12 protein-coding genes are annotated in these 25,016 nt (G+C 60.9%); 1 reads left to right on the top strand and 11 read right to left on the bottom strand.

Features of this window, described 5'->3' with window-relative positions:
• Positions 1-90: 90 nt before the first annotated feature.
• From brnQ to glp, 11 genes are all read right to left on the bottom strand, one after another.
• The gene (gene brnQ, locus DWV32_RS01915) at positions 91-1,449 is read right to left on the bottom strand and encodes a branched-chain amino acid transport system II carrier protein (protein WP_117757039.1); all 1,359 of its coding nucleotides are present in this window, start codon (positions 1,447-1,449) and stop codon (positions 91-93) included.
• Between the two features lie 118 nt (positions 1,450-1,567).
• Positions 1,568-14,569 carry a leucine-rich repeat protein gene (locus DWV32_RS01910; RefSeq protein ID WP_117757038.1) on the bottom strand — a complete coding sequence of 4,334 codons (13,002 nt, stop codon included), beginning with the start codon at positions 14,567-14,569 and terminating at the stop codon, positions 1,568-1,570.
• A gap of 126 nt (positions 14,570-14,695) precedes the next feature.
• Positions 14,696-15,838, bottom strand: a complete 1,143-nt coding sequence (locus DWV32_RS01905; RefSeq protein ID WP_117757037.1) for an aminotransferase class V-fold PLP-dependent enzyme — start codon at positions 15,836-15,838, stop codon at positions 14,696-14,698.
• Entirely contained in the window at positions 15,835-16,086 is a 252-nt protein-coding gene (locus DWV32_RS01900) for a DUF3343 domain-containing protein (RefSeq protein WP_117564982.1), read from the bottom strand. Before DWV32_RS01900 ends, DWV32_RS01905 begins: the two co-directional genes overlap by 4 nt.
• 19 nt (positions 16,087-16,105) lie before the next feature.
• Positions 16,106-16,732 (bottom strand): sulfurtransferase-like selenium metabolism protein YedF, encoded by a 627-nt coding sequence (yedF, locus tag DWV32_RS01895; RefSeq protein ID WP_117757036.1) that lies wholly within the window; start codon positions 16,730-16,732, stop codon positions 16,106-16,108.
• A 59-nt stretch (positions 16,733-16,791) separates the two neighbouring features.
• Complete coding sequence (gene selD, locus DWV32_RS01890; protein WP_370448192.1) at positions 16,792-17,841, bottom strand: selenide, water dikinase SelD; 1,050 nt, start codon at positions 17,839-17,841, stop codon at positions 16,792-16,794.
• A 126-nt stretch (positions 17,842-17,967) separates the two neighbouring features.
• The gene (locus DWV32_RS01885) at positions 17,968-19,038 is read right to left on the bottom strand and encodes a sulfate/molybdate ABC transporter ATP-binding protein (protein WP_117757034.1); all 1,071 of its coding nucleotides are present in this window, start codon (positions 19,036-19,038) and stop codon (positions 17,968-17,970) included.
• Between the two features lie 3 nt (positions 19,039-19,041).
• The gene (gene modB, locus DWV32_RS01880) at positions 19,042-20,484 is read right to left on the bottom strand and encodes a molybdate ABC transporter permease subunit (RefSeq protein ID WP_233540376.1); all 1,443 of its coding nucleotides are present in this window, start codon (positions 20,482-20,484) and stop codon (positions 19,042-19,044) included.
• A gap of 68 nt (positions 20,485-20,552) precedes the next feature.
• Complete coding sequence (gene modA, locus DWV32_RS01875) at positions 20,553-21,425, bottom strand: molybdate ABC transporter substrate-binding protein (protein ID WP_117757033.1); 873 nt, start codon at positions 21,423-21,425, stop codon at positions 20,553-20,555.
• A gap of 202 nt (positions 21,426-21,627) precedes the next feature.
• Entirely contained in the window at positions 21,628-22,107 is a 480-nt protein-coding gene (locus DWV32_RS01870) for a molybdenum cofactor biosynthesis protein B (protein WP_117757032.1), read from the bottom strand.
• Positions 22,108-22,117: 10 nt separating this feature from the next.
• Positions 22,118-23,380, bottom strand: coding sequence for a gephyrin-like molybdotransferase Glp (gene glp / locus DWV32_RS01865; RefSeq protein ID WP_117757031.1), 1,263 nt, complete (start codon positions 23,378-23,380; stop codon positions 22,118-22,120).
• Between the two features lie 214 nt (positions 23,381-23,594).
• Here glp and DWV32_RS01860 point away from each other — a divergent pair, with 214 nt between their 5' ends.
• Positions 23,595-25,016, top strand: coding sequence for a chloride channel protein (locus DWV32_RS01860; protein ID WP_117757030.1), 1,422 nt, complete (start codon positions 23,595-23,597; stop codon positions 25,014-25,016).

Genomic DNA, 25,016 nt, shown 5'->3' with positions numbered 1-25,016 from the left:
AGGTGTTGAGCAGCTAAGGTCTAAACCTTGCGTGTCCCAAAGCGAAGGAAATTATAGGGGAGACTCCCCGCCTGTGCAAGCGACGATACCCTAGCTCCTCGAATGTACGACAAACCAGCTGTGGAGCAGGCCGATCACAAACGCCACCACGGCAACCGGCGCCCACGCGGCTCCAATGTCTGCCAGCGGCAGCGCATCGAACGGCAGCCACGCGCCCGTAAAGAACGCATCGCGGACCGAGGTAATCACGCTCTGCACTGCGACAACGCCGCCGACCCAGACCCACACCTGCGGATGCGCGTCGCAAAAACCGTGCACCAGACCCATAAGCACCAGCACGATGGCGACGGGGTACAGGGCGTTGAGCATGGGCACCGAGAACATAAGAATCACGTCGAGGCCCACGTTGGAAAGCACGCACGAAAACGCCGCGAACACAAAGGCGAGAACAGCAAAGGGACGACGCATGGCCTCCTCGGAAGCCTCCGCTCCCCCTTTGACCACATACGTCTCGCAGAAATAGCGCGAACAGCAGCTGATAAGGCCAATGCACACGTTCATGCAAGCGAGGAAGAAGATCGCAAAGACCACGACCGTGCCGGCGAGGCCAAAGTGCATAGAGGCGGAACGGGCGAGGATGGCGGCACCGTTGGTGGCATCGGGCATCACGGTGCTGAGCTGCGCGCCGGCAAGGCCCAAGCCGCAGTAGATGATGGCCATGAGCACACCGGCGATCACGCCGGAGCGCGAAATCTCGAAGGCAACGCGCTTGTCATCGGTAACACCCAGCTCGTGGATGGTCTCGGCGATGATGATGCCAAAGGCGAGCGACGCGAGCAGGTCCATGGTCTGATAGCCGGTCAAAAAGCCCTGTACGGCAGCGCCAGCATTATAGGGAGCCTGCGGCGCGGCAGCGGAGCCCAGCGGCGAGACCACAGCGGCACCCACGACCAATACGATAAGGGCAATGAGCGCGGGGCCCGTAATGCGGCCGAGCACGCGCGTGATGACGCCGGGGCGCAGCGTGAGCGCAAACGCGATGATAAAGAATCCAACGGCAAACACCAGGCGTGCCGTGCTGAGCGAGACGCCCTCGGGCAGCAGCGGCACCAGCATCTCGAAGGCCGTGGAGCTCGTGCGCGGAATGGCCAGGCACGGGCCAATGGCCAGATACACCGCCGCAACAAAGAACTCGCCAAACTTGGGGTGCACGCGGCCGGCAAGCTCGCGCGCCGTTCCGGCAAGCGCAACGGCGATAAAGCCCATGACGGGCAGGCCGATGGCGGCAATGAGAAAGCCAAGCATGGCAACCGGCGTGGCAGAGCCTGCCTGCAGCGCCAGCAGCGGCGGGATAATAAGGTTGCCGGCGCCAAAGAGCATCGAGAACAGGGCGATGCCGACGGTGAGGACATGGTCGGAGCGCAGACCGCGCGGGGCGGATGAAGCCATGGGACCACCTTTCGGGTCGAATCAAAAACGGGACGGGCACAAGACCCGTCCCGCAAGTATATACGCTTTAGCAGGCTAAATCGCGCACAGCTTCAATCTAGCCACCCCTTTTGAGCCGTTACGCGTCCGAGCGACGACGACGCAGCAGCTCGAGCGCTATTGCGATAAGCGCAACGGCGCCCGCAGCCACGGCGACGGCCAATGGCGCGTGATCGCCCGTATCGGCGAGCTGCTGAGCGCTCGACTTGGAAGATTCCTTCTTGCCGGAGTTTTCCGCGCCCGATGCCTTTGCCTTATCAGCTGCGGAGTCATCCGAACTACCGGGTTTTGTCGGATCCTTTGAATCCGGCTGGTCCGAATCGGGCGTTCCGGGCTTTTCCGGCTCCGGCTTACTCGGGTTGTCGGGCTCAGGCTTATCCGGGTTATCCGGGTCCGGCTTGTCCGGCTGATCAGGCTCCGGTTTGCCGGGCTCGGGCCTGCCCGGGTCAGGCTGGTCGGGCTCGGGCTTGTCCGGCTGGTCCGGGTCAGGCTGGTCCGGGTCCGGCTTGTCCGGATCAGGTCCATCGGGCTTGTCCGGATCGGGAACCACCGGGTCCGGGTCGACAGGCTCTTGCTTCTTCTTCACCGTCAGCGTACCGGGCTCAACCGTGACATCAAAGTTCGGGTCGGTGACCGTCGCCTCGATCTGGTACTCGCCCGCCGGAGAACTCTCATCGGCGACGCAGGAGTACTCGACCTTCACGCCCGAGGTATCGGCCGAGCTCTTTAGGCTCGAGGTAAAGGCGGGATTCATCTCTCCCTCGAAGCGTTCAACATCGTCGACTTTTACCTTAAGCTTCGTCGGCGCAATCCTGAACTTGCGCGAGGCGGCGCCGATATACCCGTTGCTTCGCAGCGTGGCAACGGCGCGATACGTGCCGGCATCGGTCGGGGCCTCACTCGACGAATAGTGCGTGCCGCCCGTCCCGTAATACCTGACCCTCAGGTCACCTTCGCAGGCCTTGGGAACCCCCGTGACCTCGGGCGCCTGGGCGTCACCGCTATAGACGAAGTTGCCGCTCTCAAATGCAAGCTTGACCCGCTTCGCCTGAACGACCAGAACAAAGTGCGCGGTCCCGGTCTCACCCCGAGCGTCCTTGCACGTGATGTCAAAGCTAGACACTCCGGCCTTGGACGGGGTGCCCGAGAGCGTCAGGCCGCCCGCTGTGCGGGTGAGCTTAAACCCGTCGGGGAGCTTAGCGTCGTCCCATGTGTACTCATATGGAGCTTCGCCACCCGCGGCACCCGCAATCGTCGCTCGATACGTGCTATGCGCACGTGCGACCGGCAGCAGACCGCCGTTGAACACGAGGGCATCCCGGAGCACAACGGAAACGACGGCACGATCGCTTTCCACCTGCGCCTCGGTACCAAGGTAGCGCTGAGTGACGCGGCAGAAATACTCGCCGGCGCAATCCTCATCAAGGCCCTCGATGAGGAGCGTCTCCCCCGTCTCGCCCTCGAGCGCCACGGTCTCGCCGCCCACCATGTGGAACCACTGATAGGAAAGTTCGACATCGGCGGCGGAACCCGTGGACGAGGACGTGTGGTCGAGGACGCCCTTGCCCGCCTCGGCAGCAACCGAGAGCACAACAGCATCGCCCTCGTGGGCACTCGCGTCCTGTGGCTGCGCAATCACCTTCGGAGCGTCCGCTTTCGCGAACTCGAACGTAATCTCGTGCGACGCGGTGACGCCACTCAGCGTGACCTCGTACGCTCCGCCCTCATAGCCGGAAATATCGAGATCGATGGCCTTGTCCGGGCCGGCTTCCGTGACCGTCACCCGCTCGAGGTAGCAGCCCTCGTCGGGCGTCGCCGAGAGCGTCACGTCGCCGCCCGCATCAACGGTGACGGAAGCGTTGTCGACCGAACCGTTGACCGCCTTTGCCGTCACCTCAAAGCGCTCGGGCTTGTCCGGGTTATCGGGCTCGGGGTTATCAGGGTCGGGATTATCGGGATCAGGCTTGGGATCTGGATCAGGCTTGGGATCTGGATCAGGCTTGGGATCTGGATCAGGCTTGGGATCCGGATTAGGATTATCGGGCTCCGGATTATCCGGGCCGGGGTTAGGACCAGGATCAGGCTGATCAGGATCCGGGTTGTCCGGGTCGGGGTTATCCGGATTGTCCGGGTCCGGAACCACCGGGTCGGGACCGACGGGCTCCTGCTTCTTTTTCACCGTCAGCGTTCCGGGCACGACCTCGACATCGAAATTCGGATCGGTGACCGTCGCGCCGATCTGGTACTTGCCAGCAGGAGAGCTCTCATCGGCATCGCAGGAGTACTCGACCTTCACACCCGAAGTATCAACCGCACTCTCCAGGCTCGAGGTAAACGCCGGGTCCGCCTCTCCCTCGAAGCGCTCGGCGTCGTCAACCTTCACCTTGAGCTTTGCCGGAGCGATCTCGAACTGGCAGGCAGCGGCACCGATGTAGCCGTGGCTGCGCAGCGTGGCGACAGCGCGGTATGTGCCGGCATCGGTCGGGGCATCCGTCGAGAAATATTGCGTACTTCCGCATCCGTAGTACCAGACCTTCAGGTCACCCTTGCAGACCTTGGGAGCACCGGAAACTTCGGGGGCCTGCGACGCGCCATTAAAGGTAAAGTCGCCATCCGTAAACGTAAGCTTTACGCGCTTTGCCTGGACAGCGAGCGCAAAGCGGGCGGTCATGGCCTCGCCACGGGCATCCGTGCACGTAATATCGAAGGCGAAAACGCCCGTCTTGGACGGAACACCAGAGAGCGTCAGACCGCCCGAAGTACGGGAGAGCTTGAGCCCGTCGGGGAGCTTCGTCTTATCCCATGCGTACTCGTACGGAGCCTTGCCGCCCGCGGCCCCGGCAATCGTGGCGATGTACGTGCCGTGCGCACTCGCTGCCGGCAGCAGGCCACCGTTAAACACAAGGGTGTCCCAGGCAACGACGGAGACGGAGACGCAATCACTGTCCGTCTGCTTCTCAGTACCAAGGTAGCGCTGAGTGATGCGGCAGAAATACTCGCCGGCCAGCTCGTCGTCGAGGTCCGCGAGCGAGAGCGTCTCCCCCGTCTCGCCCTCGAGCGCCACGGCCTTGCCATTCACCATGCGGAACCACTGGTAGGAGAGCTCAACCTCGGCAGCGCAACCCGTGGACGAGGCCGCGTGGTCGGCGACGTTCTTGCCCGCCTCGGCCGCGACCGAGAGCACAGCCGAATCGCCCTCATGGACGCTCACGTCGTGCGGCTGCGCGACCACACGCGGAGCGTCCGCCTTCGCAAACTCGAACGCGACCTCCCGCGATGTGGTGACATCGCTCAGCGTGACCTTGTACGCCCCGCCCTTGTAATCAGAAATGTCGAGGTCAACGGTCGCATCTGAGCCGGCCTGCGCGACCGTCACGCGCTCGAGGTAGCAGCCCTCGTCGGGCGTCGCCGAGACGGTCGCATCCCCGCCCTCAACGACCGAAACCAAGTCGTTGTCGACCGAACCGTTGACTGCCTTCGCCGTCACCTTGTAATGTTCGGGCTTCTTCTTGACCGTCAGCGTACCGGGGTCGACCGCGACATCAAAGTTCGGATCGGCAACCGCCGCGTCGATCTGGTACTCACCCGCCGGCGATTTCTTATTCGCCGAGCAGAAGTACGTAACTTTAACGTCCGAGGTGTCGCAACGGCTCACCAAGCTGGAGGTAAACTCGGGATTTTCCTGGCCCTCAAAGCGCTCGGCATCGTCGACCTTCACCAGCAACTGGGCAGGTGCAACGGAAACCGTCAACTCGACGTCCTCGGCGGCAAGATAGTTTCGAGACGCCTTGGCATGGGCGACAACACGTGCCGTACCGGCAGCCTTCACCGTCGCGCAGCGTCCCTTAATCGAAACCGGGCCCCTATCGTCATCGGAATCGACCAGCTCAAAAGTCACGGGAGTCTGGGCAACGTTGTTAAACACAATGGGGTCTCCACCATACACGCCCGAATAGCTTGTCGTTCCCGTAATGACCTGGCTCGCCTTTGTAATCGAGAACTCGGCGGACTCTTTACCCTGATAGTTGGAGTCAGTCACCTTAACCGTGACGCGGTAGTTACCGCTGTCGCACGGCTCCAGCGCCGTCGGACCATAGGACGTTCCATCTATACCGCAATAGGCAACGGAATAGCCAGACGTATCAAGGCCGGCAACCGCAACCGCCGCACCGTGTCGTGCGCCATCGTATGTCACATCAGACGTCTCGATCGAAATATCGACCGGGGCCTTCTCGATCGTGAAGTCACAGGAGGCATTACCGACATATCCCTTGGCGTCGAGCGTCACCACCGCACGATACGTGCCGGCATCCACCGGCGCCTGATCCGACGAGTAATGTGTGTCGCCCGTGCCAACATAGGTCAGTTTGACATCGTCCTCGCAACCCTCGGGCACGCCCGAAAGCTCCGGGGCCTGCGCCGTCGCGTTGTAGGTAAAGGTCTGGCCCTCAAATGTAAGCGGGGCTTCCTTCGCCTTCACGAGCAGCGCGAAGTGCGCATCGCACTTGTTGCCCAGGTCATCAGTGCACCCAATCTTGAAGCTATGCACACCCGTAGCCGCAGGCACGCCCGAGAGTACCAAGGCGCCCGATCCGTCATCTGCCAGCGTCAGCTGCATGCCCTCAGGAACCTCAACATCATCCAAGTTGTACGCATACGGTGCCTTGCCGCCCGTAGCGCCCGCAATCACGACGCGGTACTCATCGTGAGCGGTCGCCACCGGCAGCACGCGCCCGTTAAACACGAGTGCTTCTCGCGGCACGATGGATACCTTCGCATGTTCGGTATCCGTCTTTGTCACCGTGCCCAGGTAGTTCTGCGTAATGCGACAGAAATACTCACCTTCGCCGTCGCTGTCGAGCTGGGTGATCGAAAGCGTCTCCCCCGTCTCGCCCTTCAGCGCCACCGCCTTGCCGCCATCGTCAGACACGCGATACCACTGGTAGCTCAGCTTGACGTCTGCAGCGGATCCAGAAGACACGGCCGCATGGACGCGAACGTTGCGCCCCGCCTCCGCGGCAACCGAAAGTTCAACCGGATCGCCCTCATAAGCACTTGCATCCTGCGGCTGAGCGAGCACCTCCGGAGCCGCAGCCTTTGCGAATTCAAACGTGACCTGCTGCGGAGCACTCACGCCACTCAGCGTGACCTCATACGCCCCACCCTTATAGTCAGAAATATCAAGGTCATAGGCATTGCCGGCCGAACCATCCTCGCCAGCCTCTTCGGCAACGGTCACGCGCGTCAGGTAGCAGCCCTCATCGGGCGCCGCCGAAAGCGTCACCTTGCCATCCGTGGCGACCAAAGCAGACTCCGGATCAACCGATCCGTTGACCGCTCGGGCCGTCACCTTGTACTTAGGCGCCTCCGCAAAGCGCGCCTCGACAGTCATGTTGTCCTCGGGGACAAACGTCCAGGTAGCATCCGTGCTCAGCGGCTCATCGCCCAGCGACCCGTCGTCGTTGCGTGCATACCACCCATCGAACACATAGCCCGCATCGGGAACGGCAGTCAGGGTCGTGGACTCACCGTTCTCGACTTCGTTGGTCACGGCATAGCCCAGAGATTCGTCCTCGGAGGAACCCTCGACGTGTCCGCCCTGACGCGAATCCACCGCCGTAACCGTCATCGACGCCCGCTCATAAACGGCCGTAAAAGTACGGTTGCCAAACACAACGCGGTTGATCACTGGCGTGGCACCCACAGGCATGCCGTTCTCGTCGACCCAGTATTTAAACTTCCAACCCTTGTGCGGCACGGTAAACATAATCGCCGCGGAGTGGTAGGAGCCGCCGGTACCAAGCGCAACCATGCTAAAGCCCGCGTCCTTGGGATACGTAGCAACCTGAACATCACAGCCCGTCTCATAGAACACGGCCGTAAGCTGCCTATTCTCCTTTGCGGTACCGATATAGAACGCGCTGTAGCTCACCGTGACACCCGCATCGTCGACCCAATGCGAGAAGTGGTACTTCTTCCACGGGATCGCGATCGCCATAAACATGTCGCCCCTGTCGTATGACCTGCTGCCGGCAGGAATGCCGTCGACCAGAAGGGCCGTACCGCGGAAGATGGACGAGCCGGTGACGGTAATGGTCACCTGTCCATCGGATTCGAACTGCGCGTAGTACGTTATGTCTTGCGTGACGGTCACATCGAGAGTCGTCGCAGTCTCGACAATCGAGGTGCCCTCCTTATCGGTGCTCCAGCCCACAAAGCGATAGCCCATACCGGCAACAGCGGTCAGTTCCACCTGATCGCCCACGGCAAAGCTGCCGCTGCCCGTAGCACGGCAGCCCCTGTTCGATGCCTTGTCCTTCACCACGACCTCGCCCGTAACGGTCACCTCGTACGGATCGGCAAACACGGCCCGGAGCTCCAACGTATCGTCCTCGAGCCCCTCGACCATATCCTTGTCGAGCTTAACCCAACAATGGGCGTCGCAGCTCAGCAGCGACTTGTTGCCCTCGGCATCCAGGACATACCAGCCGACAAAACGTTTGGTTCCCATAGGCGTAGCGTTGAGTTCGACCGTATCACCGAATTGATAGGCACCCTCTCCGCTCAGGGTACCAACGCTATCGTCACTCGCGCTCAAAACGACCTGATAGGACTTAGGCGTAAAGGTCGCCGTATAGGTGGCGTCACCTGTGACCTTAACGGTATAGTCGGCGTTCTCGCTGACTGACTCGCCCTTGTCGTCCGTCCAACCCGCAAACGAATACCCGGTGTTGGCGATCGCACGAAGCGTTGCGCGGTCGCCGGCCTCATAGCCACCAAAACCGCTCACGGCTCCGCCCTCGGCAGGCGAAGCAACGGTATGCACGACATACGAACCCGACGCAAAGACGGCATAGAGCGACGTGTCCTCACGCACGGTAAATCGATATGTTTTCTTGGAGCTCACGCACGTGCCGTTCTGGAACCAGCCCACAAAAGCCGTATCCTCGGCGGCGATAGCGCGCACGGTTGCAACCTGTCCGGCGGCATACGCCCCCGCACCCTCGACCGTGCCCATGTTCTCTTCGCAGGAGACGTCCACCGTATATTGCTTTGCCGAGAACACGGCCTGGAGCGTCGTGTCGGACGTTGGCATCACGTGATAGGTGCTATCACGGCTTACCACGGCGCCCGAAGCATCGGCCCAATACTCAAACGCATAGTCCGAAAGCGCATGCGCGGTCAGCGTGGCGGCATGCCCCGCCTCAACGGTACCCGTGCCCTCGACCCAGCCGGCGACACTCGATTCGACCAGCGAGCCGGTGCCGGAATCGACTACCGTCGTGGCGTCGACTTCATAGCTTTTTGCCATAAAGCGAGCGATGTGCACATGGCTGCGCTCCTGGTGGCAGGTGAACTCCGCATCGGCAGACTCAAACGTGCCGTCTGCCGTATACCAACCAGTAAAGACATAACCGGGATTGGGCGTTGCCTTAAGGGCAACCTCCGCGCCGCGGTCCGCAAGAACACGGCTCGCCTTGACGGTGCCGCCCTCCGCAGGATCAGCGAGGGGCACGCAGACGGTATCGATAGGCACAAAGCCCGCGGTAATAACGCAGTGCCCGGTTTTACCGCGAGCCTTCGCAACCAACGAGGTCTCGTGCTTAAGGCTCTTCAGGCGGCCATTGACGTACCAACCCCAGAACAAAAAGCCAGGATGGGCCTTGGCCGTCAAATGAAGGGTTTCCCCTAATTTGAACTTATCGGTCGTAGGCTTCACCACGGTCCCATTGCACGTCACGGTACCGCCGAGCCATGAATCGGCGGTGACGATGACCTCGGGCTTTGAGTCGGTAAAAATCGCGGTATAGGTATCGCTCTTGGTGACCTTGACGACCAGCTCGGCGGTGTCGTACTCCTTACCGGAGTCATCCTTCCAATGGTCAAAACGATAGCCGTCGTTGGCCTTTGCCTTGAGCATCACCGTATCGCCGTAGCCACAGGTAACAGAAAATGCGCCCGGATGCCCCTCGATCTCAACGGCACCGCGCTCCACAAAGGTCTTTTTTGCCTTCGCCGTCACGGTATACGTGTTTTCCTCAAACACCGCACGCACCGTGCAATCCACGTCCTCGGGATAGAACTCAAGGTAGCTGGGGTCGGTGCCCAAAAGCAGGTCCGTCTTGGCGTCGTACCAGCCCTTAAAGGTAAATTGTTTGCTCGCCTCGGCCGTGAGCTCAATGCTCAGCGTGGCAGGCTCGCCCTTCATGCAGTAGCCCTCGCCGTGCACCAAATATTTGCCCGCCATGGCCGCGGCCGGCTCAACGACAACGTCCACCTTGCAGGCACGCGTAAACTTTGCCTGGATCACGCAGTCGGTAATGGGCTCAAAGGTATAGGAGCGCTCGCTCGAAACAAGCGTCGAGGTGGCATCCGAGCCGCCGTTGCTCAGATACCAACCGTCAAAGATATAGCCCTCGGATGGGGTGGCCTCCGCGGTCACGCGCTCGCCTTCGGGAACCTCGAGTACCATGACAGCAGTCTCACCGCGCTTCAGCGTAACGGTACCGCCCTCGAGCGGGTCGGCCTCGGCACGCACAGTATGCGCATCCCTGCCGTCCATTACAGCCTCGATCCGGGCATTCCCGTTAACGCGGTATTCGCAAACTTCCTGCTTGTTGGCAATCGTGATACCCTGCGCATCGGTTTCTCGCCACTCTACAAACCGGTACGTCTTCTCCGGATTGTCGGGGCGCACCTTGGGCCGCATCGTAAACGTGAGAATGTCCCCATCCTTCGCGCGAACCTTGCCATCCACGACCGGCACACCATCGCACAGCACCTCGGCGCTGTCGAAGGGATCGGTATTCACTAGGATGGTCTTATCCGCCCTGCGGAAGCGTGCAACCAGATGGCGGTCGACCTCGGCCTTAAAGATATACGTACGCTCGGGCGAAACCTCGACGCCGTCCTCAAACCATCCCACAAAGGCATAGTCAGGACCCTCGCTCGCAGTGACCATAGCCTGATCGCCACGCGTAATGCTCTGCTTTACGGGGCTTGCGGTGCAGCCTGTCGAAAAATCGGCCTGAATGCCATCGGCTTCGGCAACTGCCGTAATCTCGACTTTTTTCTCGAAAACGGCCGTCATCTTTACAACCTCGGGCGTCAGGTCCGTGATCGTCATCGTCTTGAGAGGAGATGTCGAGACCTCGACGCCGTTCTCTTTCCAACATACGAAGCGATAGCCGGGATTTGCGACAGCCTCGAGCGTGGCGACCGTCCCCTCATAGTGGATACCGCCTCCGGTAACGACGCCGCCCACCTCGGGCTGCGCGGTGGCAATAATTTCGATCTTATGGTCGCCATGAGGCTTGGGCTTCTTGTGGTCGTCGATGATGTCCTTAATCTCCTTGAGCACCTTGGTGCCCACAGCGGCAACATCCTCAATATTGTCGGCCATACCGATCTCGATCACCGCGTCGGCCGCGATGGGGTCGACGATCTCGCCCAAGCCATACATGGCAGCGAGAAAGGCCGCAGCCGTAATCGCGGCGATGAGCGCGGCCTTCAGCGCCGCGAGTGACTCGTCGGGGTCAGTCGCCTCGCGGAAATGCGCGGTGTACTGCACATCCCCCTCGAGCACAAACGTGTAGGACGGACCATCGTCGCCGGTAAAGACAACGTTGCCGAGGGCATCGGTCGCGTAGTCAAACACATAGCCAGGCATTGGCACCGCCACGACCGTTACGCGCGATCCGATACCGTACAGACCGGTAGAGAGGAACTGTCCGAGCGGCTGCCCACTCTCATCGACCCCGTCCACACTCAGCACAACGCTCGCCTGCGGAGCACAGTAGCGCGGAGTAATTTCGATCCTAGCGTCAGTTTTGTCCTCGGACACAATCGCGTCCGCCTTGTCCACCGTATAGGTAAAGTCGAGCTGATCGCTCACGGCGTACGCATCATCGCCCTCGCCCAGATACCAGCCCAGGAACAGCGCGTTATCCGTGACGGCGGAAACCTCAACCGTCTCACCGGCATTGCGAGAGCAGTTTTGAGCGGTAACACTCAGGTGCGCATAGTCCTGTGACGAATCGGTCGCCTGCGCATCGTTGACACGCACCGCATAGTCCTTGAGCTTAAAGCGAGCCTCGAGGGACAGATCCTTATCCGGCGTAAACGTGTAGACCGGCTCCCTGGAGATGTACTTGCCGGACTCGGTGTCATACCAACCCTTAAACGTGATGTTGTCGTTGAGCATTCCTAGAGCACCGGCATCGAGCGTGACCTCGTCGCCTGCATCAATCGTCGTCGCGCTGGAAACATCGGGCAGTTCAACGCCGTCCATCAGCTTGCGTTCGCCTTTATCGATCGTTTGGGCATAGGAGATCTGGAACGACGTCGGCTCAGGCTTCTTGAGCTGTAGCGTGCCCTTGGTCTGGGTTTCAAAATGCGAATAGCCGTCGTCATACACGAGCTTTACGGGCTGTCCGTCCATCGACTCATCGAAGACGTCACCGTCGCAGGGGGTGGCCGTAAGGTACTCGCCGAGCTCTTCCTGTATGAGCGCCTCGTAGTTCCAAATCGATACCGTATGCGGGTAATCGAGCTCAACGCTCATGCCCTCGAGCGAAATGGTCTCCCCCGTCTCGTAGGTCATGTTGTTGGGGTCGCATGAGATCTCAACGTTCTCGAGCACCTTGCCCACCGGGACGGGCAGGCAGCCGTTGCACCTCTCCCAAACAGCCTTGGGCTCTCCCTTGCTGTACTTTGGAATCATCTTTGCGGGGACCATGACGGTCATGTTGTATTTGGGGAACGTGTCGGTGTTAATGAGCACCGCATGGTTGCACCCAAAGAACACGGTCTCGAGATTGGTACTGCCAAACGCCTTTTCCGGCAACTCCTCGATCTTGGAGTTATATGGCAGCGTCAGTCCGCCGCTCAAGTCGGTGCCGTAGAAGCAGGTGTGGCCAAGCGTTTCGACCGTTGTGTTGCTCTCGAGCCCTGTGGTAGCAAGGTTCGAGCAAAACCTGAACGCGCAAACGCCAATCGATGTAATGGAGGCATTCTTGTCCAGGCCGGTATCGGTCAGAGCCTTGCAGCCTTCGTAGGCTCTGTCGGGAATCGATGTGAGGCCGACAACCTTGTCGAGCCCCGTGGACACCAGTCCACTCTCGGCAAACGCGGCGTCGCCCATAGAGCCAATAGTGGCAACCTCGTTGATGTTCAAACTCATAAGCGACTTGCAGCCATAGAATGCCTCTTTCCCGATGGTGCCGATGGTCATACCGGAAAGGCTGATATCGGTGAGATTCGGGCAGTTATAGAAGGCGTGCAATCCGATTTTGGAAATGGAAGTGTTCTCAAAGCGCACTGAACGCAGATTGGTAGAGTCGGCGCAGAGCTGTGCGTCGACTTCATCAACCCCGTAATCGACAATCAAATTCGTTACCATTCGACCATCGACAGAGTTCTCGCGCGGGTTGTTTTCATCGATTTCTACCGTAAGATTTCCGTTTGCGTCGCACGGATACAGATAGTAGTTGGGCATGAGCTTGGCATACTCGTAGGCTGCCTGCTGCAGGTTGCCCTTGCTGTACGCGACAAGGCGCGTGTAGCCATCGTCATACACCAGCTGTATGGGTTCTCCGTCCATCGAGCCATCGAAGACGTCGCCGTCGCAAGGAGTTGCCGTAAGGTACTCGCCGAGTTCTTCCTTTATGAGGGCTTCGTAGTCGCTATCCATCGTCGAATGAGGATATTGAAACGTGACGCTCATGCCCTCGAGCGAGATCTTTTCCCCCTGCTGATAGGCCATCTTGTCGGGATCGCGCGAAATCTTTATCTTTTGGAGTACCTTACCCACGGGGACGGGCAGGCTACCATTGCAGCTCTCCCAAACCTCTTTAGGGTGGCCGCTTTCGTATTGCGAAACCATCTTGGCAGGGACCATGACAGTCATGTACTGCTTGGGAAACGTGGTGGAATTAATGAGCACCGCATGGCCGCACCCAAGGTACACGGTTTCGAGCTTAGAGCCATAGAACGCACGGCTCGGCAGTTCCTCGATTTTGGAATAAAGGGGCAGCGTCAGCCCGCCGCTCATATTGGTCCCGGAGAAGCAACCTTCGCGGAGCGTCTTGATCGTCGTATTGCTCTCAAGTCCGGTCGTCGCAAGGCGGGAGCAGTTTTTGAACGCATTAACGCCGATTGACGTGATGGATGTGTTCCTGCCCAGACCGGTATCGGTCAGAGCGCTGCAGGCATTATAAGCGTTCTCAGGAATCGAACAGAGGCCAACGACCTTGTCGAGCCCCGTAGACCGCAGCCCGCTCCAGGCAAACGCGGCATCGCCCATCGTGCCGATGGTAGCAACGTCGTCAATATTTAGGCTCGTAAGCGATCCGCACCCAGAAAAGGCCCCTGTTCCGATACTTCCAATGGTCATACCGGAAAAGCTGATATCGGCGAGATTGGAGCACCCAGAAAAGGCGTGTAGTCCAATTGAAGAAATAGAGCTGTTCTCAAAACGCACCGAACGCAGATTGGAGGAATACTCACAAATATATCCGGGGACCCCATCCACTCCGTAATCAACGATCAGATTGGTTACCAATTTACCGTCGACAGAGCTCCCATACGGGTCGTTTCCATCAATCTCTACCGTAACGCTTCCGCCTGCATCGCACGGATACACATAGCCGTTCGGCATAAGCTTGGCATACTCATAGACCGTTGGATCCTCATACACGAGGGGATCGACTTCGCTGTCATCGGACGAGGACTCTGACGTTGCAGGCGAGCTCTTTGCAGCATCGGAATCAGTCGCAGCACTTGTGAGGTCCTGCGCTAGGCTCGTCCCGGGGGTGTCGGATGCCGCGTTGGATGAGTCGTCCTGCGTATTATTCGTTTGGTCGGAAAACGTGGACGAAGCGTTTTCGTCCGAAGGTGATGATCCATCGACCGCATCGGTATCGGAGCCCGAGTCGGTCTCTTGGGCCTCGCTCTCCACGGCGACCGCCCCGGCATCATCGGCATAGGCCGTGCTGGGCGCAAGGGGTATCGAGGTCAAGACCATCGCGACCGAAAGATAGACGACTAAAAACCTATAGAGGGCAGCAGTGATCCTGTTCATAGGAACCTTCCCGCAATTTGCAAAGATACAGAGTCCCAGTGTGGGCCATCATCTCACAATACCCTGTATAAGCGACAATGCGGGAAGGCTGCGCAAACGGTTTATCTAAGGGCGCAAATGGTTGGTCTAATCGCTGCTTAAATCGCGCAAAGCGTCAATCGCGGTGTCGACTTCCTCGGCCGTGTTGAAGTAACCAAACGAGAAGCGAACCACGCCCTGGCGCTCGGTTCCCAGCGCGCGGTGCATGAGTGGGGCGCAATGGGCACCGGGGCGCGTCGCAATCCCCCACCCTTGCATGAGCGCGTCCGAGATCTCGGCAGAGTCGATATCACCCACGTTGAGTGAGACGATCGCCGAGCGCGACGGCTGGTCAAAGGCGCCGTAGAGCTTGATCTCCGGGATTTCGCGCACGCCAGCGAGAAAGCGATCCGCCAGGGCGCGTTCGTGAGCCGCAATCGCTTCAACTCCACCCTGTGCCTCGATAAAATCAAGGCCTGCGGAAAGGCCCGCTATGCCGTGACCGTTGAGCGTGCCCGCCTCGAGCCGCGTGGGCCACTCCATGGGCTGTAACGCATCGAAGCTGTGCACACCCGTGCCGCCCATGGCCCAGGGCGCCACGTCGACGCCCTCCGCCACGGCCAGGCCACCGGTGCCTTGAGGTCCCATGAGCCCCTTGTGGCCGGTAAAGCACACAATGTCGAGCCCCATACCAGCCATATCGATCTTCGCCGAGCCAGCAGACTGCGAGGCGTCGACGATCACGAGCGCGCCGACCGCGTGGGCCACGGTAGCCACGCGTGCGACATCGACCGCATTGCCGGTCACATTAGAGGCATGTGTCACCACCACGGCGCGCGTACCGGGCGTGACCAGCCGCTCGAGCTCGTCGTAGTCGAGCACGCCGTTCGCGTCGCAGCCCGCATGCTCAACGGTCACGCCCCGCTCTGCCGCCAGGCGGTTGAGCGGACGCAACACGGAGTTGTGCTCGAGCACCGTTGTGACCACATGGTCGCCGGGGCGCACCACCCCGTTGATGGCGGTGTTGAGCGCCGCCGTGGAGTTGGGCGTAAAGCACACATGGTCCGCCCTCGGGCAACCCAAAAGGCGCGCGAGCTTGGCACGGCAAGCGTGAATCGTACGAGCGGCATCGAGGGCACCCGACGTGGCGCCGCGCCCGGCATTGCCGAGCGAGCACATCGCCTGCGTCACGGCATCGATGACCGTCTGCGGCTTGTGCATGGTCGTCGCCGCGTTATCCAGATAGATCATCGCACGACCTCCCACATATCAATCACGGTATAGCCCTCGGTGGGAATGCCCGCTGCGGCAAGCTCGGCGCGCAGCAGTTCCTCATCGGCAGGCAACGCCTTCCACGCCAGACCGCAGCCGGCAGCGACCTCCCCGGGCACGGGAATCGTTCGCCCGGGAAGGCCGCGCTCGATGCATAGGGTCTCGCACCCCATGGCGGCCGCCGTGGTAGGAAACGTGATGACAAGCGCCGGGCGCTTCTCCCTCATGGCAACTCCAACCAATACGCTACGGGCGCACGACGCGCACGGCCTGCTCCATCTTCTCCACGATCACGTACATGTTGGTGACCTCGCCCACCGCAAGCTGGTCTTTAATGCCAAAGTGGTCCAGGCAGGTACCGCAGGTGAGAATCTCGACGCCCTGCTCGGCCAGGCCCTTCAGGTCGTCGAGCACCGGAGAGCCCTCTACGGTGAGCTTGGCACCGCCGTTGTAGAACAGCATGGTCGCGGGCAGCTCCTCCTGCTGCGTCACGGCAAAGATGAAGGCCTTCATGAGCTTGTGGCCCAGCTCGTCGTCGCCACGGCCCATGCAATCGGTGTAGACGGAAATGACGAGTTTGCCCTTGCCGGCGCTGGCGTCGCAGAAAGCGGCACCGTCCTGCTCGGGGTCCGCAACGGCCACGGCACCCGCGGTCGTGACGGTCACGTGCCACTCGGCGTCCGAGATCTTCTCGACCGAGGCCGTGCAGCCCTTCTCCTGCGCCATCTTGGAGATGTTCTTGACGGCGGTCTCGTTATCGACCGAGGTCACCACGGCACCCTCGCCGTCAAGCTGTTTGAGCGCCTTAAGCGTCTTGACGACGGGCAGCGGACAGGCATCGCCCATGGCATTGACTTCAATCTTAGGTGACATAGCAAATCCTCTCAAAAGGGACCGCCCAGAACAGCAGACGGTCGCATAAACGGTTTTCCTTAATGCACAACGTGAACGGCAGGACCACCCGGCACCGCCTCGCACACGCGGCCGATTGTGGCGGCGATGCGATCCTCGGCATGCAGACGGCGCGCGAGTTCATCCACATCGGCAGCAGGCGCTGCGATGAGCAGGCCGCCCGAGGTCTGCGGGTCGTACAGCGCATCTAGCATGCCCGGCTCCAGGTCATCGTCGGCCGCCACGCGCGGGCCAAAGAAGTCCTGGTTGCGGTAGGAGCCAGCGGGGATAATGCCCAGACGCGCCATGTCGAGCACCTGGTCAAAGAGCGGCACCGCCCCCGACGCAAGCTCAATCTGCACGCCCGAGCCCTCGGCCATCTCGCACGCATGCCCAATCAGGCCAAAGCCCGTAATGTCGGTGCAGCCGTGAAGTTCGAGCCCCTCGGCCAAACGGATCGGGGCCTCGTTGAGGGTGCGCATAGAATCAAACATCTGGCTGGCCTCGTCCTGCTCGATGAGCTCGCCCTTAATGGCCGTGGTGATAATGCCCGAGCCGATCGCCTTGGTCAGCAGTAGGACATCGCCCACGCGCGCACCGCTGTTGGCGAGCATGCGGTCGAGTGGCACAAAACCGCTCACGGACAGGCCGTACTTGGGCTCGTCGTCGTTGATGGTGTGGCCGCCCGCGATGGTGCAGCCAGCCTCGACGCACTTGTCGGCGCCACCCGCCAAAATCTGGCCGGCAACCTCGACGCCCAGGCAGTTAGGTATGCACAGCAGGTTCATGGCATGGCTCGGCCGCCCGCCCATGGCGTAGATGTCCGAAAGCGAGTTGGCCGCGGCGATCTGACCAAACAGAAACGGGTCATCGACCATCGGCGGGAAGAAGTCGATGGACTGCACGAGGCCCAAGTTGTCGCCAACGCGAAAGACGCTCGCATCGTCGGAGGTATCGAACCCCACGAGCAGGTTGTCGTTATGCACATTGGGTAAGTCGCCCAGGACCTGGGCGAGGGCTCCAGGAGCCAACTTAGCGGCTCAACCAGAGGCAGCGGTCATCTGCGTGAGCTTGATGAAATCGTCAGCCATCGATCCCTCCTCTCATAGGTCAATCTTTTCCTCCCAGTATACGCATGGTGGCGCCGCGAGCGGACGGCGTATCGCAACCCCTACGCGACGCAGCAGAAGGGACAAAGGGACTGTCCCTTTGTCACATTATCGACAAACCAGATGAATTCTCTTGGCATCGAAGTGCATGCGCAGGGTCTCGTCGGCCTGCGGCAGCTCGTCGGAAGCCACGCTCACCTTGTTGACCTTCCACTGCAGACGCGTGGGCGCATCGACACGTGGCACGTCCAACAGCACCAGCCGCTCAAAGCGCGAATCGCTCACCCGGGCCACGTGTAAGTCGTAGCTGTTACGACCCCGCTCGGCACGGTTGTCAACATGGAAGTAACTTGCGCGAATCCCCAGGTACGCCACATCATCAGGAACCTCGCGACCCACATTAAAGGTCATGCCCCAGTCGAGAGCCTCAACTTCTTCGTCGCCGATCTTGCACGCCCGGCTTGTGTTCTTGCAGCCCGTCAAGCGCAGCGCGGCCAAGGTTTGCGGCCGGCGGACCACATCTTCGACGGAGCCGATCTCCTCCACATGCCCGTTATGCATCACGCAAATGCGCTGGCACAGGCGACACGCTTCGTCGATATCGTGGCTCACGTAGAGCACGGTGCGGTTGCACACGTCGAACAGGTCGAGCATGTTCTGCTCGAGCGCGCTCTTAAGGTAGGCATCGAGCGCGCTCATGGGCTCGTCGAACATAAAAATGCCCGGGTGTGCCGCCACCATGCGCGCAAGCGCCACGCGCTGCTGCTGACCACCCGAGAGGCGTGCGGGATAGCGGTCGGCAAAATCGGCCAGACCAAAAATGCCCAGATAGCGCTCGGCGAGCTTTTTGCGTGCAGCGACGTCACCCGCATCCTGTACGCCGGCGCACACGTTATCGGCCACCGTCATATTGGGAAACAGCTGATAGTTTTGGAACAGCAGGGCGCATTTACGCTCCTGGGGCGATAGGTTGATGCCCGCCGCCGAATCAAAAAAGGTCACGCCGTTGACGACGATCTTGCCCTCGTCGGGCGTCTCCACACCGGCAATGCAGCGTAGCGTACAGCTCTTGCCGCACCCCGAGGCGCCCAGCAGCGCCACGCGCTCCTCTCCAGCCTCAAGCTGCATATCGAGCGTAAACCCGGGATAGCGCTTTTTGATATCCAGAACGATCGACATGGCCTATCGACCTCCCTGCAGAGTGGCATCATCGCGCATGAGCTCGGCCAGCGCCTCGCGATCGATACGCAGGGCATCGCCGCCCACCGGGTCGAGCGAATCGGCCGTATCGGCGAGTTCTTTGGCCCGCTTGCGCTCCGCACGGGAAAGGCCCCGCTCGCGATACTTTTGCGAATGCGCGGTGTACATGTTGATAAACAGGATGACCAGGAAACTAAACGCAATCACGACGACAACCCAAAAGAGGGCAACTGAGATGTTGCCACCCATCCACTCAAAGTAGATAGCGATGGGGATGGTCTGCGTAATACCGGCATAGTTACCCGCAAAGAAGAGGGTGCAACCGAACTCACCCATCGCACGGGCAAAGGCGAGCACCGTACCGGCGGCGATCGAGGGCCAGCCGAGTGGCATCATAAGCTTGGCAAAGATACGGCGCTCGGACCACCCCAGGGTTCGCGCGGCGTCGAGCATCTGCGTGTCCAGGCTCTCAAAGGCGCCGAGCGCCGTACGGTAGACCAGGGGAAACGACACCACCACGGCAGATATCACCGCCGCTGGCCAGGTAAAGACGATCGAGATGCCGTGCGCGATAAGCCACTGGCCAACCCCGGTCGAGCGGCCAAACAGCATGAGGAGCAGAAAGCCGCACACCGTGGGAGGCAGCACCATGGGGATGGTAAAGGCCGAGTCGAGCAGGCCCTTCACGCGGCTCGTCGTGCCCATAGTCTTCCATGCGGCAAACAGGCCCAGCGCAAAGGCAATCACCAGGGCAAGGCCACTCGTTTTGATAGACACCCAAAGCGGGCGATAGTCGATGCCGGTCAAAAAGGCGACAAGGGACGCCAAGGGCTCCTGTTCATCTTGCATCACAACGGATGATGCTTCCACGATTTGAGCGCTATCAAGCCAACGCGCGCCGCCCTTGGCATCACCCGAGGCTGATGCGATGACCACATAGCGGTCCCCATTCGCACCGCGCTCATCAAAGGCATAGGTATACCCACCGACATTAAACGCCGCTTCCGTCGTGGCATACCAAGGAAGATCCATGTCTTCCAGCCGTGCGCCTCCCATGCAGTTTGCGCCGTCAAGCTCGCAGACGAGAGCCTTGAGACCCGATGCGCACTCGTTGTCCTGCGGATCCAATCCATACTTCTCGACCGCCTTGGGCGATACCCACACCACAACGCGATCGGCAGCAGGCGCCACTATGAGGTCCGTGTCCCCTTCAACGGGAAACCGATAGCCCTCGGGCTGGCCCTCCATGACACGGGCGGTCCCCTTGGCTAACCGTTCAAAACCATCGAGCCCATAAGAAAGCCCCTTGGCGGTCACGGCAACCTGGGCCCCGCCCTCAGTACCACCGGCAAACGCCCATCCCGGCACCCAGCAAAGCGCGAGCGTCAAAGCACAGGCGACAAGAATGCGAAATCTATTACGCACGAAACGCTCCAAGGAAAGACGAGGACAGGGCAAAAGACAAAACGATGGGATTATCGCTCCAAGCCGCACTACGCGGAAAGCTCAAATCCGTACTTAGCCCAAATCTTCTGCGCCTTCTTGTTGGTCAGACAGAAGTCGATGAACGCCTTGGCCTCGTCGGCGTGCTCGGAGCTCTCGGCAACGGCACCCGGATACACGATGGGCTTGTGCGAATCCTCGGGGCACACGAAGGCCTCCTCGATGCCGTCGTAGCGGAAGATGTCGGAGCTGTAGACAAAGCCGGCCACGCAGTCGCCCGTAGAGACGTAAGCTGCGGCGGTGCCGACCTTGTCGGCCAGGGCCACCTTGTCGGCGAGCTCGGGTGCATACTCGCCGTCGTCGCCCTCGGTACCGGTGTAGAGCCCAACAGAAGCCAGCGCTTGGTTGGCATACTTGCCGGCGGGAACGGTCTTAGCGTCGCCGACGGCAATCTTGCCGTCCAGGTTCGCGACGTCGGCGATGGCCTCGACCTTGGTGTCGGAGCCCTCGGCACGAATAATCACGAGGTCGTTGACGAACATGTCCTCACACGTGTCGGCGTCGACGAGCTCGGCGGCCTCGGCGTCGTCCATAGTGCCCTTGGAGGCCGTGATGAGCACGTCAACCGCGGCGCCGGCGCGCATCTGCTCGACAAGGTCGCCGGACGCCTTAAACTGCGTGTCGGCAAAGGTGGTACCCGTCTGCTCGGTGTAGAGCTTCTGAACCTCGGGCAGAGCCTTCTCGAGCGAGTTGGCGGCGAACACCTGCAGCCCGACGGCCTTCTTGAAAGAAGTCTTGGCAGAACCCGCATCGGAGCCGGCCGGCTCAGACGTCTTGTTGCCCGAGCAGCCAGCAAGGCCAAGGCCGGCAGCGGCGACAGCAGAAAGCGAGACGAATCCGCGGCGAGAAACCATATCGAACATGTTCAACCCTTTCGAGCGCTACGCCCGGGCACCCCGCCGCGGGCTTTATCCTGTAATTGAATTATACTTTAGCGCGAATAATGCTTGTGATAAGAAATTATCGTTTGATAATTTCTTATACCGATAGCCGCAAGACGCTCGCGTTGTCGCCGCTTAAAAAAGCGGAGCGACCCATAAGGTCACTCCACTACAGGCAAGCAGTTTAGCGAGCGTGTCCACCGCCCGCCGTCATGTGGGCCGCGTGCTCCAGCTGGTCGCTCACGGCCTCCCAGCTTTCGCGAGCCGCCTTCGTGGATCCCGGAAAGTTGATGACAAGCGCAGCCCCACGCTGCATGCACACGGCGCGCGAAAGCATGGCACGGCGCGTCTTGGTCATAGAGTATGCACGGATCGCCTCGGCAATACCCGGCACATCGCGGTCGCAGACGGCACGCGTCGCCTCGGGCGTCACGTCGCGCATCGAAAGCCCCGTGCCGCCGCAGGTGATGACCACGTTGGCCTGGCAATCGTCGGCCGCAGCCACAATGGCAGCACCGATCTCGTCAACATCGTCATGCACCACCGTATGCGAGGCAACCATCCAGCCCTGCGTCGCGATGAGCTCCTCGAGCACAGCGCCTGCTTCGTCCTGGGCAAGATCGCGCGTATCCGAGCACGTCACGATCGAAATCTTCAACTCCATAGCATTCCTCCTACAGCACGGCGCCCTCGGGCAGATCGACACGGACGACATCCACGACGTCGCCCGGCTCAAGATCGCACGGACCCTCGTTGATGCGCAACAGGCAGTTCGCACGCTGCATGGTTCCGAGCAGCGCCGAGTTCTGGCTGTGCGCCTCGGTGACCGTAAGCTCACCCGTCTGCGTATCGCGCGCAACCGTGGCGCGATCATAGAAGCGTCGGTCCTGTCGCTTCTTCACGCCGTGGGTAAGAACCGCCTGCTGCACGGGACGCGCACCCTCGGCAAAGCCGCGCATCTTGCGAATCGCCGGGCGGGCGAGCATCTCAAAGCCCACGTATGCCGCCGCGGGGTTGCCCGAAAGCCCCAGATAGGGCTTGCCGCCGAGCAGGCCAAACGTAATGGCTTTGCCGGGACGCAACGAAATGCGATCGAACAGCACCTCGCCCTCGCGCCGAACCAGCGCCGTCACGTAGTCATAGTCGCCAGCCGAGGCGCCACCGCTCGTAATGACAAAATCGCACTCTTGCGCGGCGCGGTGCACCAGCTCGGCAATCGCCCGCTCGTCGTCGGGCGCAATGCCGTAGAACACTGGGTCGGCCCCAGCATCGAGCACCTCGGCCATTAACGCCGAGGAATTGGAATCGCGAATCTGCCCGCGTGCCGGCAGCTCGCTCGGCGCGACCAGCTCCGTGCCCAGCGAGATAATGCCCACGCGCGGAGCGGCATGGACCTTCACGCTCGCATACCCGGCGCTCGCCAACAAGCCGGCGCCCGCCGGAGCCACGACCTCGCCGGCGTGCATCACAACATCGCCGGCATGGGCCTCCTCGGCGGCAGAGCGAACGTTCTCCCCTACCTTGGCAGGCGCCGAGAACCTCACACGCGAACCCTCGTTGCCGTCACCGACGAGCACATCGACGATCTCATACTTCACCACGGCATCGGCACCTTCGGGTACCGGTGCGCCCGTCATGATGCGGACCGTCTCGCCCGCGCCAATTGTGCCCTCAAACACATGGCCCGCGGCCTCGTGTCCGATAACGTCGAGCGTCACCGGCGCCTCGCCAGATCCCTGCGCCAAATCCGCCGAGCGCACGGCATATCCGTCCATAGCGCTGTTAGCAAACGGCGAGATGTCGATATCGGCCACCGCGTCCTCGGCCAAGGGAAGACCGGCAGCCTGCCACACGGGAATCTCGACAACTTCGGTGCGATTCACGTGCGACAAGACGATCGCCTGCGCGTCCTCCAGCGGGATGAGCGTCTTAGCCATATACACCTCTTACATGCCACGGCGCGCAACAGTGGCGCCGATTCTTTATGTTTGGTTCAGTATAATCCCCCGCTGCCCGCTCAAGACATGGCCCGCAACGGCAAATACACCTGTCGGCCACGCGCCTTTCGTAACAGAACCGAAACCTGTCAATTGCCTTAAGGCACGGGGTGCCGTCTTATAATGCATGCATCGCAACAATAAAGAGGACGTTATGGCTTTTATCGATAAACGTGAAAATACACTCGACCCGTCTGATGACACCCGTCAGGACACAGACGGCAGGTCCTTCTCTCCGACCGACTTGATCATCAGCGGTCGCAACCAGCTCACCCGCTCCGAACAGCTCTTGGCCGCCGACACGCGCCGCAATGCCCACAACATGCTCGCGAGCGCCAAACTGCTCGCGCTCGTCGTTGTCGTTTCGCTCGCCATGGGCGTTGCCGCTTGGGCGTTTTTGGCCTCGCTGGATATTGCGACCGATTATCGCGAGAGCCATGCGTGGATCTACGCCCTGCTCCCCGTCGTGGGCGTGGCCACCGCGTGGGTCTACAAGAACCACGGTCTCGCCGCCAAACGCGGCAACAATTTGGTCATCGACTCCGCCCTGGGCACACGACTCATCCATGCGCGCATGGCCATCCTCACGTTTGTGTGCTCCACGCTCACGCATCTGACGGGCGGCTCGGCCGGCCGCGAGGGCGCCGCGGTGCAGATCGGCGGTACCATCGCCAGCAATGTCTCGAGCCTTGCCCATCTCAAAAAACACGACCACCACGACCTCATGCTCGCCGGTATCTCGTCTGCCTTTGGCGCCGTGTTCGGATCACCTCTCGCCGGAGCTTTCTTTGGCATGGAGATGTGCTTTATCGGCAAGATCGACTACACCGCGGGCATCTACTGCCTGGTCGCCTCGTTTACCGGCTACTTTACGTCACTCGCCCTGGGCACCCAGTACGAGAGCAACGTCATCGCCAGCGTTCCCGACATGACGCCCAGAACGGTTGCCATCGTCGTTATCGGAGCCATTGTCTTTGGCCTGACGGCGCGCCTCTTTGCCTGGTCGGTCCGCACGGTCAAGAACCTGTATGCGCGTTTTATCACCAACTATCTCGTCCGTGCGCTCGTCGGCGCACTCGTGGTGCTTGCGGCCTATGCGTTGCTTGACGCCTGGGAGTATGCCGGCCTTTCCACGTGGCTTTCGGGCGCCGGGTTTGCCGGCACAACCACCCTCGCCGACGCCGCCATCAAGCTCGTCGTAACGGCGCTCACCCTGGGTGCCGGCTTCCAAGGCGGCGAGGTCACGCCCCTGTTTGGCATCGGTGCGGCGCTCGGCGGATGGATTGGCTGCCTCGCTGGACTCGACCCGAGCTTTATGGCGGCCCTCGGCATGCTCGGCGTCTTCTGTGCCGGCCTCAACGTGCCCATCACCACCTGCATGATGGCTATCGACCTGTTCCATGGAACAGCCGCGGGCTTCTTTGTCATCGTCTCGTTTATTAGCTATCTCGTCGGCGGCCACCGTGGCGTGTACCCCGCGCAGCGCATCGTGTCGCCCAAGCGCCGCTCGCTTATTGTGGATGAGGGCGGTACGGTAGCGGATGCTATCGAGCGCCACAACGACCTGATAGAGTAG

It is taken from the genome of Collinsella sp. AF04-24, assembly GCF_003465685.1.
Classification (GTDB): Bacteria; Actinomycetota; Coriobacteriia; order Coriobacteriales; family Coriobacteriaceae; genus Collinsella; species Collinsella aerofaciens_AP.
This window is presented reverse-complemented; position numbering and strand designations above follow the sequence as displayed.